The organism is Variovorax sp. RCC_210 (assembly GCF_041355175.1).
Classification (GTDB): Bacteria; Pseudomonadota; Gammaproteobacteria; order Burkholderiales; family Burkholderiaceae_C; genus Variovorax.
The window spans coordinates 279,616-294,697 of record NZ_JBFUPJ010000001.1 but is presented as its reverse complement, the minus strand read 5'-3'; the positions used below and the strand labels follow the sequence as shown (position 1 = coordinate 294,697).

At 65.4% G+C, this 15,082-nt stretch carries 12 protein-coding genes; 10 read left to right on the top strand and 2 right to left on the bottom strand.

Translation table 11 applies throughout. The features are described from left to right. Positions 1-44 precede the first annotated feature (44 nt). From dnaK to AB6807_RS01400, 5 genes are all read left to right on the top strand, one after another. On the top strand, positions 45-1,982 hold the full coding sequence (gene dnaK / locus AB6807_RS01420) for a molecular chaperone DnaK (RefSeq protein ID WP_116908015.1): 1,938 nt from the start codon (positions 45-47) through the stop codon (positions 1,980-1,982). Positions 1,983-2,092: 110 nt separating this feature from the next. Next, on the top strand, positions 2,093-3,238 hold the full coding sequence (gene dnaJ, locus AB6807_RS01415) for a molecular chaperone DnaJ (protein ID WP_116908016.1): 1,146 nt from the start codon (positions 2,093-2,095) through the stop codon (positions 3,236-3,238). Between the two features lie 782 nt (positions 3,239-4,020). Next, positions 4,021-5,943: a PrkA family serine protein kinase gene (locus AB6807_RS01410; protein ID WP_116908017.1), complete on the top strand. Its 1,923-nt coding sequence runs from the start codon at positions 4,021-4,023 to the stop codon at positions 5,941-5,943. 143 nt (positions 5,944-6,086) lie between these two features. Further along, positions 6,087-7,379 carry a YeaH/YhbH family protein gene (locus tag AB6807_RS01405; protein WP_116908018.1) on the top strand — a complete coding sequence of 431 codons (1,293 nt, stop codon included), beginning with the start codon at positions 6,087-6,089 and terminating at the stop codon, positions 7,377-7,379. Next, positions 7,376-8,962 (top strand): SpoVR family protein, encoded by a 1,587-nt coding sequence (locus AB6807_RS01400; protein WP_371083239.1) that lies wholly within the window; start codon positions 7,376-7,378, stop codon positions 8,960-8,962. Before AB6807_RS01405 ends, AB6807_RS01400 begins: the two co-directional genes overlap by 4 nt. A gap of 34 nt (positions 8,963-8,996) precedes the next feature. Here the strand turns inward: AB6807_RS01400 and aroQ are convergent, their stop codons facing one another. After that, complete coding sequence (gene aroQ, locus AB6807_RS01395) at positions 8,997-9,437, bottom strand: type II 3-dehydroquinate dehydratase (RefSeq protein ID WP_093237655.1); 441 nt, start codon at positions 9,435-9,437, stop codon at positions 8,997-8,999. 47 nt (positions 9,438-9,484) lie between these two features. Continuing rightward, positions 9,485-10,456, bottom strand: coding sequence for a LysR family transcriptional regulator (locus tag AB6807_RS01390; protein ID WP_371083238.1), 972 nt, complete (start codon positions 10,454-10,456; stop codon positions 9,485-9,487). A gap of 189 nt (positions 10,457-10,645) precedes the next feature. Here AB6807_RS01390 and AB6807_RS01385 point away from each other — a divergent pair, with 189 nt between their 5' ends. The 5 genes from AB6807_RS01385 (at position 10,646) to AB6807_RS01365 (ending at position 15,080) form a co-directional block, all read left to right on the top strand. Then, the gene (locus AB6807_RS01385) at positions 10,646-11,314 is read left to right on the top strand and encodes a Rieske 2Fe-2S domain-containing protein (RefSeq protein ID WP_371083237.1); all 669 of its coding nucleotides are present in this window, start codon (positions 10,646-10,648) and stop codon (positions 11,312-11,314) included. 15 nt (positions 11,315-11,329) lie between these two features. Next, positions 11,330-12,181 carry an aromatic ring-hydroxylating dioxygenase subunit alpha gene (locus tag AB6807_RS01380; RefSeq protein WP_371083236.1) on the top strand — a complete coding sequence of 284 codons (852 nt, stop codon included), beginning with the start codon at positions 11,330-11,332 and terminating at the stop codon, positions 12,179-12,181. Beyond that, on the top strand, positions 12,178-12,867 hold the full coding sequence (locus AB6807_RS01375) for a glutathione S-transferase family protein (protein WP_371083235.1): 690 nt from the start codon (positions 12,178-12,180) through the stop codon (positions 12,865-12,867). The genes AB6807_RS01380 and AB6807_RS01375 overlap by 4 nt, the downstream gene beginning before the upstream one ends. A gap of 40 nt (positions 12,868-12,907) precedes the next feature. Beyond that, complete coding sequence (locus AB6807_RS01370; protein WP_116908024.1) at positions 12,908-14,026, top strand: S-(hydroxymethyl)glutathione dehydrogenase/class III alcohol dehydrogenase; 1,119 nt, start codon at positions 12,908-12,910, stop codon at positions 14,024-14,026. A 130-nt stretch (positions 14,027-14,156) separates the two neighbouring features. After that, positions 14,157-15,080 carry an alpha/beta fold hydrolase gene (locus tag AB6807_RS01365; protein WP_371083234.1) on the top strand — a complete coding sequence of 308 codons (924 nt, stop codon included), beginning with the start codon at positions 14,157-14,159 and terminating at the stop codon, positions 15,078-15,080. Positions 15,081-15,082: the final 2 nt, after the last annotated feature.

The following is a 15,082-nucleotide window of genomic DNA, read 5'->3' as shown; positions in this document are numbered from 1 at the left end:
AAGTTCATAACAACATATTTTTCAGGCTTTCAGGAGTACAGAACATGGCAAAGATCATCGGCATCGACCTCGGCACCACCAACTCGTGCGTGTCGATCATGGAAGGCAACACCACGCGTGTGATCGAGAACTCGGAAGGTGCCCGCACCACGCCGTCGATCGTCGCGTACCAGGAAGACGGTGAAGTGCTGGTCGGTGCCTCGGCCAAGCGCCAGGCCGTTACCAACCCGAAGAACACGCTCTACGCGATCAAGCGCCTGATCGGGCGCAAGTTCGGCGAAAAGGAAGTGCAGAAGGACATCGACCTGATGCCCTATACCATCGCCAAGGCCGACAACGGCGACGCATGGGTCGAAGTGCGCGGCAAGAAGATGGCCCCGCAACAGGTCAGCGCCGACATCCTGCGCAAGATGAAGAAGACCGCCGAAGACTACCTCGGCGAAACCGTGACCGAAGCCGTGATCACGGTGCCGGCCTACTTCAACGACGCCCAGCGCCAGGCCACCAAGGACGCCGGCCGCATTGCGGGCCTCGACGTCAAGCGCATCATCAACGAGCCCACCGCCGCGGCCCTGGCCTTCGGCCTGGACAAGCAGGACAAGGCCGACCGCAAGATCGCCGTGTATGACCTGGGTGGCGGCACCTTCGACGTGTCGATCATCGAAATTGCCGACGTGGACGGCGAGAAGCAGTTCGAAGTGCTGTCGACCAACGGCGACACCTTCCTGGGCGGCGAAGACTTCGACCAGCGCATCATCGACTACATCATTGCCGAGTTCAAAAAGGAACAAGGCGTCGACCTGAGCAAGGACGTGCTGGCCCTGCAACGCCTGAAGGAAGCCGCTGAAAAGGCCAAGATCGAGCTGTCGAACAGCGCGCAGACCGACATCAACCTGCCGTACATCACGGCCGATGCGTCGGGTCCGAAGCACCTGAACATCAAGCTCACCCGCGCCAAGCTGGAAAGCCTGGTCGACGAGCTGGTCGAGCGCACCATCGCCCCCTGCCGCCTGGCCATCAAGGACGCCGGCATCAGCGTGAGCGACATCAACGACGTGATCCTGGTCGGCGGCATGACCCGCATGCCCAAGGTGCAGGAAAAGGTGAAGGCCTTCTTCGGCAAGGAGCCGCGCAAGGACGTGAACCCCGACGAAGCCGTGGCCGTCGGCGCCGCCATTCAAGGGCAGGTGCTCTCTGGCGACCGCAAGGACGTGCTGCTGCTGGACGTGACCCCGCTGTCGCTGGGCATCGAGACCATGGGCGGCGTGATGACCAAGATGATCACGAAGAACACCACGATCCCGACGAAGTTCGCGCAGACCTTCTCGACCGCCGAAGACAACCAGCCGGCCGTGACCATCAAGGTGTTCCAGGGCGAACGCGACATCGCCTCGGGCAACAAGGCGCTGGGCGAGTTCAACCTCGAAGGCATTCCGCCGGCATCGCGCGGCACGCCGCAGATCGAAGTGAGCTTCGACATCGACGCCAACGGCATCCTGCACGTGGGCGCCAAGGACAAGGGCACGGGCAAGGAAAACAAGATCACCATCAAGGCGAACTCGGGCCTCTCCGAAGACGAGATCCAGAAGATGGTGAAGGACGCCGAGCTCAATGCCGAAGACGACAAGAAGAAGCTCGAGATCGTGCAGGCCCGCAACCAGGGCGAAGCCATGGTGCACAGCGTGAAGAAGTCGCTGGGCGAGCACGGTGCCAGCCTGGAAGCCGCTGAAAAGGACGCCATCGAAGCCGCGATCAAGGACCTGGAAGAAGCCCTCAAGGGTGAAGACAAGTCCGCCATCGAGGACAAGACCAACACGCTGATGACGGCCAGCCAGAAGCTCGGCGAGAAGATGTATGCCGAATCGCAGGCCGCGGCCGGCGCCTCGGCCGCCAGCGGCCCGGCTGGCGCGGAAGCTGCTGCGCATGCGCAGGCCGACGACAACGTGGTCGACGCCGAAGTCAAGGAAGTCAAGAAGGGCTGATCTTCAGCCGCTTGCACGAGGCTGGAACACCTGAAAAGGTGCTCCAGCCTTTCTTGCTTCCGAGTTATCCGTTTTTCCTGCTGCTTCCCTGACCTGTTGAGCGACCTGCCATGGCCACCAAACGCGACTATTACGAAACCCTCGGCGTCCCCAAGAACGCGAGCGAGGAAGAAATCAAGAAGGCTTATCGCAAGCTCGCGATGAAGCACCACCCCGACCGCAACCACGGCGACACCAGCAAGGACGCCGAGGCCAAGTTCAAGGAGGTGAAGGAAGCCTACGAAATGCTGTCCGACGGGCAGAAGCGCGCGGCCTACGACCAGTACGGCCATGCCGGCGTCGACCCCAACATGCGCGGCGGCCCGGGCGCGGAAGGCTTCGGCGGCTTCGCGGAAGCCTTCGGCGACATCTTCGGCGACGTGTTCGGCGGCGGTGGTGGCCGGGGCGGGCGCACCAGCAGCGGCCGCCAGGTGTTCCGCGGCAGCGACCTGAGCTACGCGATGGAAATCACGCTGGAGGAAGCCGCCGAGGGCAAGACCACCGAGATCCGCATTCCCACCTGGGACGAGTGCGACACCTGCCACGGCTCGGGCGCCAAGCCCGGCACCAAGCCCATCACCTGCACCACCTGCCACGGCGCGGGCGCGGTGCAGATGCGCCAGGGCTTCTTCAGCGTGCAGCAGACCTGCCCCACCTGCCACGGCAGCGGCAAGATCATTCCCGAGCCCTGCACCGTGTGCCATGGCCAGGGCAAGATCAAGCGCAACAAGACGCTCGAAGTGAAGATTCGCGCCGGCATCGACGACGGCCAGCGCATGCGCGTCACCGGCAGCGGCGAGCCGGGCGTGAACGGCGGCCCGCCGGGCGACCTGTACATCGAGATCCGGCTGAAGAAACACGACATCTTCGAGCGCGATGGCGACAACCTGCACTGCGTGGTGCCCGTGAGCATGACCACGGCGGCGCTGGGCGGCGAGATCAACGTGCCCACGCTCAAGGGCGCGGCGGCCATCGACATTCCCGAGGGCACGCAAAGCGGCAAGCAGTTCCGCCTGCGCGGCAAGGGCATCAAGGGCGTGAACTCCAGCTACCCGGGCGACCTGTACTGCCACGTGCGCGTGGAAACGCCGGTGAAGCTCACTGAGCACCAGCGCAAGGTGCTCAAGGAGCTGGACGAGTCGCTGAAGAAGGGCGGCGAAAAGCACAGCCCGACCGACAAGGGCTGGTTCGACAAAGCGAAGGAATTCTTCAGCTGAGTCGGTGCGCGGCGGGCTTGGAGGCCCGCCAGCACCAAAGGCGTGCAGCAGCAGGGCGAACGCGCTGCTTTCCATGCTTTGCGGCACCCCGGTGCTGCATTGAACGCCACTTCTCCTGCGGCATGTAACACCTGAGACCTCATCTCGGGTGACCGCACCCTCCTCCCCTCAGGGCCGCTCCGCGGCCCTTTTTCATGTCCGTTGCTTCAACGTGGTGCATCGAGCCGCAAGAAGCCGGCGCACGGCACCAGCACGGCGTTTGCCGCACCGCCTCGGACCACGCCGACCCGCATCCGCGTCGCGTTCCCACGCGTACAAGCGAAAGCCGCTCATGCAGAAGTGGCGCGAGGATTGCTTTTATATTTTTTTCAACGAGCAATAAACCAAACGGCAGATCGCGCGTTATTGAGGAAGACGCCCCGTTTTATTGAGCCCCGAGGCTCAATAGGCGGTGCTTTACCGGAGAAAACAGGAATATGGACGATGGCCATTCGTCATAGGTGTTTCACCCGGGGAGAATTAAGAAAGCGAGCTTTTGAATTTAGCCGAAATTTGAAAATCCGTTCCGCATTTTTCGAGGAACTTTACTCGGCGATGGGGTTCTGATTTAACAAATGATTTGCCAGGTTCAATCTTTGCTTTATGCTGGTTGTTAAGCAGATTGTGTAAGGGGAGTTTTCCGCGGCATGCAGCCACGGGCAGGCACAACCTTTAAATGTTGCGCATCGCCTTTGCTGCACGCTATCGGGCCAAAAGCCCATTGACTTGATGGAGGCGTGACCATGGATGTGATCAGCAACTTTGCCGCCCGCTACGAGCGCACCCGCGAGGAAGTCATCTCGCTGCAGGACTACCTGGACACCTGCAAGCGCGACCCCACGGCGTATGCCACCGCCTCCGAGCGCATGCTCAAGGCCATTGGCGAACCCGAACTGGTGGATACCCGCAACGACCCCCGTCTTTCGCGGATCTTCGCCAACAAGGTCATCAAGATCTATCCGGCGTTCAAGGAGTTCTATGGCATGGAAGAAGCCATAGAACAGGTGGTGTCCTATTTCCGCCACGCCGCGCAGGGGCTGGAAGAAAAGAAGCAAATCCTTTACCTGCTGGGCCCGGTGGGTGGCGGCAAGAGTTCGATCGCCGAGCGGCTCAAGCAGCTCATGGAGCACGTTCCTTTCTACGCCATCCAGGGCTCGCCGGTCAATGAATCGCCCCTCGGGCTGTTCGACACGACCGAAGACGGCGAGATCCTTGAAAAGGAATACGGCATCCCGCGCCGCTACCTGAACCGAATTCTCTCGCCCTGGGCGGTCAAGCGCCTGGAGGAGTACGGCGGCGACATCCGCCAGTTCAAGATCGTCAAGCGCTTCCCGTCGGTGCTGCGCCAGATCGCGGTGGCCAAGACCGAGCCGGGCGACGAGAACAACCAGGACATCTCCTCGCTGGTCGGCAAGGTCGACATCCGCAAGCTCGAAACCTACGCCCAGGACGACCCCGACGCCTACGCCTACTCCGGCGGCCTGTGCCTGGCCAACCAGGGGCTGCTGGAGTTCGTGGAAATGTTCAAGGCGCCCATCAAGGTGCTGCACCCCCTGCTCACGGCCACGCAGGAAGGCAACTTCAAGGGCACCGAAGGCTTCGGTGCCATCCCCTTCGACGGCATCGTGCTGGCGCACAGCAACGAGAGCGAGTGGAAGGCCTTCCGCAACAACAAGAACAACGAGGCTTTCCTCGACCGGATCTACATCGTGAAGGTGCCCTACTGCCTGCGCGCCTCGGAAGAAATCAAGATCTACGAGAAGCTGGTGCGCAACTCGTCGCTGGCCCAGGCGCCCTGCGCCCCCGGCACGCTGCGCATGATGGCCCAGCTCTCGGTGCTCACGCGGCTGAAGGAGCCGGAGAACTCCAGCACCTTCAGCAAGATGCAGGTGTACGACGGCGAGAGCCTGAAGGACACCGACCCCAAGGCCAAGTCGATCCAGGAGTACCGCGACTACGCGGGCGTCGACGAGGGCATGAGCGGTGTTTCGACCCGTTTCGCGTTCAAGATCATCTCGAAGGTCTTCAACTTCGACAGCTCCGAAGTGGCCGCGAACCCGGTGCACCTGATGTACGTGCTCGAACAGCAGATCGAGCGCGAGCAGTTCGCCCCCGAGGTCGAGCAGAAGTACATCAGCTACATCAAGGAGCTGCTGGCGCCGCGCTACGCCGAGTTCATCGGCAAGGAGATCCAGACCGCCTACCTGGAGAGCTACAGCGAGTACGGCCAGAACATCTTCGACCGCTACGTGACCTACGCCGACTACTGGATCCAGGACCAGGAGTTCCGCGACGTGGACACCGGCGAGGTGTTCGACCGCGCGTCGCTCAACGGCGAGCTCGAGAAGATCGAGCGGCCCGCGGGCATCGGCAACCCGAAGGACTTCCGCAACGAGATCGTCAACTTCGTGTTGCGGGCGCGTGCCGGCAACAGCGGGCGCAACCCGGCCTGGACCAGCTACGAGAAGCTGCGCTCGGTGATCGAGAAGAAGATGTTCTCCAACACCGAAGAGCTGCTGCCCGTGATCAGCTTCAACACCAAGAGCAGCGCCGACGAGCAGAAGAAGCACGAGGACTTCGTCACGCGCATGGTCGAGAAGGGCTACACCGCCAAGCAGGTGCGCCTGCTCTGCGAGTGGTACCTGCGGGTGCGCAAGAGTTCGTGATATGGCACACCCCCAGGCTTCGCGCACTTCGTGTCGCTTCTCCAACCCCCTTGCAGGGGGCAACGCCAGCGGCCCGGCAAAGCCGGTTCCGCGGCGTTTCACGAAGGAACGCGGCCTGATAAGTCACTAAGGGAGCAGACACCGTGGCCATCCTGCAGCAGATCATCGACCGCCGGCTTTCGGGCAAGAACAAGTCCATTGGCAACCGCGAGCGCTTTCTCCGGCGCTACAAGGGGCAGATCCAGGAGGCGGTGCGGCGCGCGGTGAGCGGGCGCAACATCCGCGAGCTGGAGCAAGGCGAAGACGTGACCCTGCCGCGCCACGATGTGTCCGAACCCGTGTTCGGCCATGCCCGTGGCGGCGACCGCGAGTACGTGCACCCGGGCAACCAGGAGTACCTGAAGGGCGACCGCATCAAGCGCCCCGAAGGCGGGGGTGGCGGCGGCTCGGGCAGCGGCGAGGCGAGCGACAGCGGCGAGGGCGAGGACGACTTCGTCTTCCGCCTCACGCGCGAAGAATTCATGCGCGTGTTCTTCGACGACCTGGCACTGCCGCACCTCATTCGCACGCAGATCGCCGACGTGCCCGAGTGGAAGAGCCACCGCGCCGGCTTCACCAGCGACGGCTCGCCCAACAACCTGCACGTGGTGCGCTCCATGCGCGGCGCGCTGGCCCGGCGCATCGCGCTGGGCGGCGAGCCGCGCAGGGAGCTCAAGCGGCTGGAGGCGCACCTGCTCCACCTGCAGCAGCATCCGCAGGCGGCGCAGGCCTTCATCCAGACCGAGATCCGCGAGACCGAGGAGCGCATCGCGGAGCTGCGCCGCACCATGCGGCACGTGCCCTACATCGACCCCATCGACCTGCGCTACCGCAACCGCGTGAAGACGCCGGTGCCCAGCGCCAAGGCCGTCATGTTCTGCCTGATGGACGTCTCGGGCTCCATGGACGAGGCGCGCAAGGACATGGCCAAGCGCTTCTTCATGCTGCTGTACATGTTTCTCACGCGGCACTACGAGACCATCGAGCTGGTGTTCCTGCGCCACCACACGCAGGCGCAGGAAGTGACCGAGGAAGAGTTCTTCCACGCCACCGAGACCGGCGGCACCGTGGTGTCCAGCGCGCTGGTGCTGATGGACGAGATCATCAAGGCGCGCTACCCCAGCGGCGAATGGAACGTGTACGGCGCGCAGGCCAGCGACGGCGACAACTGGCACCAGGACAGCGGGCGCTGCCGCGAGCTGCTGGTCAACGACATCCTCCCCATGGTGCGCTACTACGCCTACGTGCAGGTGGCCGAGACCGAGCAGAACCTGTGGCAGGAGTACGCGCAGCTCGAGGGCGTGCAGCCCAACTTCGCGATGCGCAAGGTGTCGGACGCGCAGGACATCTATCCGGTTTTCCGCGACCTGTTCAAGAAGGAAGGGGTCACGTCATGAGCTCCGTCATTTCAGGCACCACGGCCACCACGGCCAAGGTTCTTCGCGCGCCCCCGCCCGCCTCCACCCTGCCCCGGCTGGAGCGGCTGCCCAGCCCGTCGGACTGGACCTTCGACCTCATCGAGACCTACCACGCCGAGATCGCGAAGACCGCGCGCGGCTACGGACTGGACGTGTACCCCAACCAGCTCGAGGTGATCACCGCCGAGCAGATGATGGACGCCTACGCCAGCGTGGGCATGCCCATGATCTACAGGCACTGGTCTTACGGCAAGCAGTTCATCTCCACCGAGAAGAACTACAAGCGCGGCCACATGGGGCTGGCGTACGAGATCGTCATCAACTCCGATCCGTGCATTGCCTACCTCATGGAAGAAAACACCATGGCCATGCAGGCCCTGGTGATCGCGCATGCAGCCTACGGGCACAACAGCTTCTTCAAGGGCAACTACCTGTTTCGCATGTGGACCGATGCGTCGTCGATCATCGACTACCTGGTCTATGCGCGGCACTACATCGCCGAGTGCGAGGAGCGCCACGGGCTCGACGCGGTCGAGGAGTTGCTCGACTCCTGCCACGCGCTGATGAACTACGGCGTGGACCGCTACCGCCGCCCGCAAAAGCGCTCGCTGGCGCAGGAAAGCGCGCAGCGCGCCGAGCGCGAGCGCCACATGCAGCAGCAGGTGAACGACCTGTGGCGCACGCTGCCGCGGCGCAGCGAGCAGGCGGCCGAATCCGATGCCGCGCGCCGCTTTCCGTCGGAGCCGCAGGAAAACCTGCTGTACTTCATCGAGAAGAACGCCGCGCTGCTCGAGCCGTGGCAGCGCGAGGTGGTGCGCATCGTGCGCAAGATCGCGCAGTATTTCTACCCGCAGCGCCAGACGCAGGTCATGAACGAAGGCTGGGCCACCTTCTGGCACTACACGCTGCTCAACACCATGTACGACCGCGGGCAGCTGGCCGACGGTTTCATGATGGAGTGGCTGAGCTCGCACACCGGCGTGATCTACCAGCCGCCCGTGGGGCACCGCGCCTACAGCGGCATCAACCCCTATGCGCTGGGCTTCGCGATGTTCACCGAGCTGCGCCGCATCTGCGAGAAGCCCACCGACGAAGACCGCCGCTGGTTCCCCGACTTCGCTGGCTCCGACTGGCTGAAGACGCTGGACTACGCCATGCGCAACTTCAAGGACGAGAGCTTCATCGGCCAGTTCCTGAGCCCCAAGACCATGCGCGACTTCAGGCTGTTCGCCATCCGCGATTTCCAGAGCGAGTCGGAGCTGCAGGTGTCGGCCATCCACGACGACAGCGGCTACCAGGCGCTGCGCGAATCGCTGTCACGGCAGTACGACATCAGCAGCCGCGAACCCGACATCCAGGTGTGGAACGTGGCCACGCGCGGCGACCGTTCGCTCACGCTGCGCCACACGCAGCGCAACAACCTGCCGCTGCACGACGGCGCCGAAGAAGTGCTGAAGCACGTCGCGCGGCTCTGGGGCTTCGACGTGCACCTGGAGAGCATCGACAACGCCGGGCGAGTGAGCCGCAGCTGGAAAGCCACGGCGCCCAAGCAGCAGTACTAAAGAGACCTGCGAGGCTAGCGAGCCGTCAAAGGCATCAGGGCACCAGCGCCGCGATGGCGAGGGTGTAGCCCTTCACGCCCAGCCCCACGATGATGCCGCGCGCCGCGGGCGAGATGTACGAGTGGTGGCGAAACTCCTCGCGCGCGTGCACGTTGGAGATGTGCAGCTCGATCACCGGCACGCTCGCGCCCTTGATGGCGTCGTGCAGCGCGATGGAGGTGTGGGTGTAGGCGCCCGGGTTCATCACCACGCCCAGCATGTTGCCCGCCGCCACTTCGCGGCCGGCCTCCTGGATCCAGTCGATCAGCACGCCTTCGTGGTTCGACTGGCGGCATTCGATTTCCACGCCGTGCTTCGCGCCGGTTTCCTTGCACAGCCGCTCCACGTCGGCCAGCGTGTCGCGTCCGTACTGTTCGGGCTCGCGCGTGCCGAGCAGGTTGAGGTTGGGGCCGTTGAGGACGAGGATTTTCTTCATGATGAACGGGTGGACGGTGGGTGGAAGGCCGGGGCCGGGGGCGCCAATTATGGTCTTGCGGCCGTCCGGCGGCGCTTGCCGGCCGACGAGCCGACGTAGTAGTTGTAAGAGTCGATGTCCACCACGCAGCGCGCCATCAGGTCGACGAAGGCGCGCAGCTTCTGGCCCATGTAGCGCTGGCGCTGGTAGGCGCAGTAGATGCGGCGCGGCTCGGGCTGCCACTGCGGCAGTACCGGCACGAGCACGCCCTGCTCGACCTCGGGCCGCACGAAGAAGGCCGGCAGCAGCGCGATGCCCAGGCCGTCGATGCAGAAGGTCTTCATGACCCAGTGGTCGTTCGTCTCGAACGCCGGCTCGGGGCCGAAGGCGAAGCTCGACGCGCCCGACACCAGCAACACCTGCGCGCGGGTCGACGAAGGCTCCTTCATCACGATGGACTGGTGCCGCGACAGTTCCTCAGGCGAACCCGGCGTGCCGTGGCGCGCCAGGTACTGCGGGCTCGCGTACAGCCCGTAGTTCAGCCGGCCCAGCAGCTTGGCCACCAGGTTGGGCGCATCGGGCGGCTCGGCGCACACGTAGCAATCGACATCGTCCACGCGCGGCGCATGAAAGCCGCTGGCCACGTCGAGCTGGCAGCGCACGCCGGGGTGCGACGCGAGAAACAGCTTGACCACATGGCAGACGAAGGAGGTGCTGAACTGCGTGTCGGACAGCAGCGAGAGCCGGCCCGACACGCCGGTCGTCAGTTCGTGGACCTCGGTGCTCGCCGCTTCGAGCCGGCCCGTGACCTCGTCGAGCAGGCCTTCGGCGCGCAGCAGGAAGGCGCGGCCGGCCTCGGTGAGTGCCATGCGGCGCGGGCTGCGCAGCAGCAGTTGCGCGCCCAGCAGCTCTTCGAGCCGCACGAGCTGGCGGCTCAGCGTGGCCTTCGACGTGCCCGAGAGGCTTTCGGCCTTGGTGAGGCTGCCGCTTTGGGCGACCAGCACGAAGGCCTCGACCAGCGCGAGGTCGATGCGGCTCATTCGGCTCTTGCAGTTCGTGCGGCCCGTGCAGCAGGTACGGACAGCGCACCGGATGCGGACGAGCGTTTCAGGAATGAAAAGATGCGTCTCTTCATGTGGCTTTCTTCGGTGGGGCGGAAGCGGTACGGTATCACCGGCATGTCATACGAATGCCCTGCAGACCCGCCAGTTTCCGCACCCCCACGACGAATGAACACACACGACACCAACCCCTGGCACCCCGTTGCCCGCGCCGCCGACCTGCGCCCCGGCGCCAACATCGTCGCCGGCTTCGCCCAGGGCCAGGAGCTCGCGCTCTGGCGCGCCGCCGACGGCAGCGCCCAGGCCTGGGAAAACCGGTGCCCGCACCGCAGCGTGCGCTTCACGCTGGGCCAGGTCATCGAGAACCGGCTGGCCTGCGCGTACCACGGCTGGGAGTACGAAGCGGGCAGCGGGCAGTGCACGCGCATTCCGGCCCACCCGGTCATGCAGGCGCCGCGCAATGTGTGCGCGAAAACCTTCCCCACTGTGGAGGCGGCGGGCATGCTGTGGGTCGCGCTGTCGCCCGACACGGCCGCGCCGCCGGTATTGGCCGATGCCGTGCCCGCCGGTTGGCACTTCTGCCGCACGCTGACCGTGCGCGCACCGGCCGCCGCCGTGCGTGACGCACTGCTGCAACGCGGCTTTGCAAGCAACGCGGACTCCGGCGGCTGGCGCGGCCGGCTCGACGGCGTCGACACCGTCGCGCTGGTGCTCGACGCGCAACCCGCCCTCACCTTCGTCCACCTGTGGAGCGACGCGCCCAACGGCAGCGCCGCCATGGCGACCCTGCACACCGCCGCGCGCACCCTGCGCGGCGACATCGAAGTCCTCGGCTGAAAGAAAGCCCCGCCCATGCCCTTCGCAACCGACGACCCCAACATGCTCGACGACTGGCTCGTTCTCGGGCCCGCCACCACGGTGCCGCGCACCACCCGCCTGCTCGGCGAAACCGTGCGGCTGTGGACCGATGCCGACGGCACGCCGCACTGCCACGTCGGCGCGCAGCCGCTGGCCGTGCAATCGCGCTACGGCTACCTCTGGGCCTGCCCCAGCGGCCGGCCGGCGCGCGCGTTGTTCGACTTTCCCGAATACAGCGAACCCGGGCGCCGCACCATCGACTGCGGCGGCTTCGGCGTGGCGGTGTCGGGCCTGCGCGTGATCGAGAACTTCCTGGACATGGCGCACTTCCCCTTCGTGCACGCCGACTACCTTGGCAAGGTGCCGCACACCGAGGTCGCGCGGTACCAGGTGGCCATAGAGCCCGCCACCGGCGAGATCTGGGCCACCGACTGCCGCTTCTGGCAGCCGCGCGCCTCGGCCGCGCACGACACCGGCAGCGAGGTGCTCTACAAGTACCGCGTGATGCAGCCCTTCTCGGCCATGCTCTACAAGTCGAGCTTTCGCGAGGGCGCGCTCGACGCCATCGGCCTGTTCCTGCAGCCGGTGGACGACGAGCATGTCGTCGCCCACACGGTGCTGGCCTGCTACGACGACGACTCCAGCGACGCCGCGCTCATCGCCTTCCAGCACACCATCTTCGGGCAGGACAAACCCATACTGGAGAACCACGCCTTCAAGCGCATGCCGCTCGAAGGCCGCGCCGAAACGCCCACGCGCGGCGACACCTCGTCGGTCACGTACCGGCGCTGGCTGCGCGAGCGCGGCATGCGCTTCGGCGTGAAACACACGGAGACCGGGGCATGACGATGAAGCTGTACGACTACCCGCTCTCGGGCAACTGCTTCAAGGTGCGGCAGATGCTGGCGTGGCTCGGCATCGACTACCAGACGGTGCCGGTCGATTTCTTTCCGGGCCGCGAACACAAGTCGCCCGCCTTCCTGGCGAAAGTCAACCCGCTGGGCCAGTTGCCGGTGCTCGACGACGACGGCTTCGTGCTGCGCGATGCGCAGGCCATCCTGGTCTACCTGGCGAGCCGCTACGACGCGCAGCGCCGCTGGTATCCGGACGACCCGAAGCTGCGCGGCCAGGTCGCCATGTGGCTGGCCACGGCCGACGACATCACCCGCACCGCGTCGGCCGCGCGGCTGCACGACGCGCTGGGCTACCACCACCTGGACATCGAGGCCTGCCGCCGCGGCGCGCGCGAGGTGTTCCGCGTGCTCGACGACCATCTGGCGGAACAGGCGGAACAGGCGGGACAAGCCGAACGGGCAGAACATGCCGGGCAAGCCGGCAAGGGCATGCGCTGGCTGGCCTCGTCCGGCGACCCCACCATTGCCGACCTGGCCTGCTTTCCCTACGTCGCGCTGGCCGGCGAAGGCGGCATTTCGCTCGACGAATTTCCCGCACTGCGAAACTGGGTCTGGAATTTCCGCCACGTGCCGGGGTTCATCGGCATGTCGGGTATCTTCCCTGCTGGCCCTGCCTGAGAATCCTCATCCCTCCCGCTTTCTGAAGAACCCCAACACCATGAAAACCAAAGCTGCCGTCGCCTGGAAATCCGGAGAACCGCTCACCATCGAAACCGTGGACCTCGAAGGTCCGAAGTTCGGCGAAGTGCTGGTGGAAATCAAGGCCACCGGCATCTGCCACACCGACTACTACACGCTCTCGGGCGCCGACCCCGAAGGCATCTTCCCCGCCATCCTGGGCCATGAAGGCGCGGGCATCGTGGTCGACGTGGGCCCCGGCGTGACCACGCTCAAGAAGGGCGACCACGTCATTCCGCTGTACACGCCCGAGTGCCGCCAGTGCAAGTTCTGCCTGAGCCGCAAGACCAACCTGTGCCAGCTCATCCGCGGCACGCAGGGCAAGGGCCTGATGCCCGACGCCACCAGCCGCTTCAGCCTCGACGGCAAGCCCATCTTCCACTACATGGGCACCAGCACCTTCAGCAACTACACGGTCGCGCCCGAGATCTCGCTGGCCAAGATCCGCGAGGACGCCCCCTTCGACAAGGTCTGCTACATCGGCTGCGGCGTGACCACCGGCATCGGCGCGGTGATCTTCACGGCCAAGGTCGAGGCCGGCGCCAACGTGGTGGTGTTCGGCCTGGGCGGCATCGGCCTGAACGTGATCCAGGGCGCCAAGATGGTGGGCGCGGACAAGATCATCGGCGTCGACCTGAACCCCGAGCGCGAAGCCATGGCCCGCAAGTTCGGCATGACGCACTTCATCAACCCGAAGGACATCGAGGCGGCCGGCGGCAACATCGTCGACGCCATCGTGCAGCTGACCGACGGCGGCGCCGACTACAGCTTCGAATGCATCGGCAACACCAAGGTGATGCGCCAGGCGCTCGAGTGCACGCACAAGGGCTGGGGCCGCAGCATCATCATCGGCGTGGCCGAGGCGGGCGCGGAAATCAGCACGCGGCCGTTCCAGCTGGTCACCGGCCGCAAGTGGGAAGGCTCGGCCTTCGGCGGCGCGCGCGGCCGCACCGACGTGCCGAAGATCGTCGACTGGTACATGGAAAACAAGATCAACATCGACGACCTGATCACGCACACCATGCCGCTGGAAGACATCAACAAGGGCTTCGACCTGATGAAGCGCGGCGAGTCCATTCGCGGCGTGGTCATTTACTAACCCCCAGGCTTCGCGCACTTCGTGTCGCTTCTCCAACCCCCTTGCAGGGGGCAACACCAGCGGCCCGGCAAAGCCGGTTCCGCGGTGTTCCTGGAATAACTCCCACGTGCTCTTCGGAGGTGAGTCGGTGATGCAAAAGATGGAACCCTTGCACAAGATCGAGGCCGGTGTGCTCGAAGTCGCGTACTTCGAGGCCGGCCCCGCCGACGGCCCGCCGGTGCTGCTGATGCACGGCTTTCCGTACGACATCCATACCTACGCGGAAGTGGCGCCCCTGCTCGCCGCGCAGGGCTGCCGGGTGATCGTGCCGTACCTGCGCGGCTACGGCGCCACGCGCTTCCTGAGCGACGCCACGCCGCGCTCGGGCGAACAGGCCGCGCTGGGCGCCGACCTGCTGGCGCTGCTCGACGCACTGAACATCGAACGCGCCGTGCTCGCCGGCTACGACTGGGGCGGCCGCGCGGCCTGCGTGGTCGCGGCGCTGTGGCCGGAGCGGGTGGCGGGGCTGGTCTCTTTCAACAGCTACAACATCCAGAACATCGCCAAGGCGATGGAGCCCGACACGGCCGAGAACGAGCACAGCCTCTGGTACCAGTACTACTTTCACAGCGAGCGCGGCCGCGCCGGCCTGGCCAAGGACCGCAAGGGCATCACCCGGCTGCTGTGGAAGCTGTGGTCGCCCACGTGGAAGTTCGACGACGCCACCTTCGAGCGCAGCGCCGCCGCCTTCGACCACCCCGACTTCGTGGACGTGGTGATCCAGTCGTACCGCCACCGCTTCGGCCTGGCGCCCGGCGACCCTGCCTATGCCGACATCGAGCGCCGCCTGGCGGCCCAGCCCGCCATCGGCGTGCCCACCATCACCTTCGACGGCATCGACGACGGCGTGCGCCCACCGGCCGAGCCGTCGGCGCATGCCCACCGCTTCAGCGGGCCGCGCTCGCACCGGCTGGTGCCCGGCGTGGGCCACAACATGCCGCAGGAAGCGCCGCGCACCTTCGCCGACGCGGTGCTCGAACTGGTGCCCGCCCTGCGCGAAAAAAAGACCTCATGACG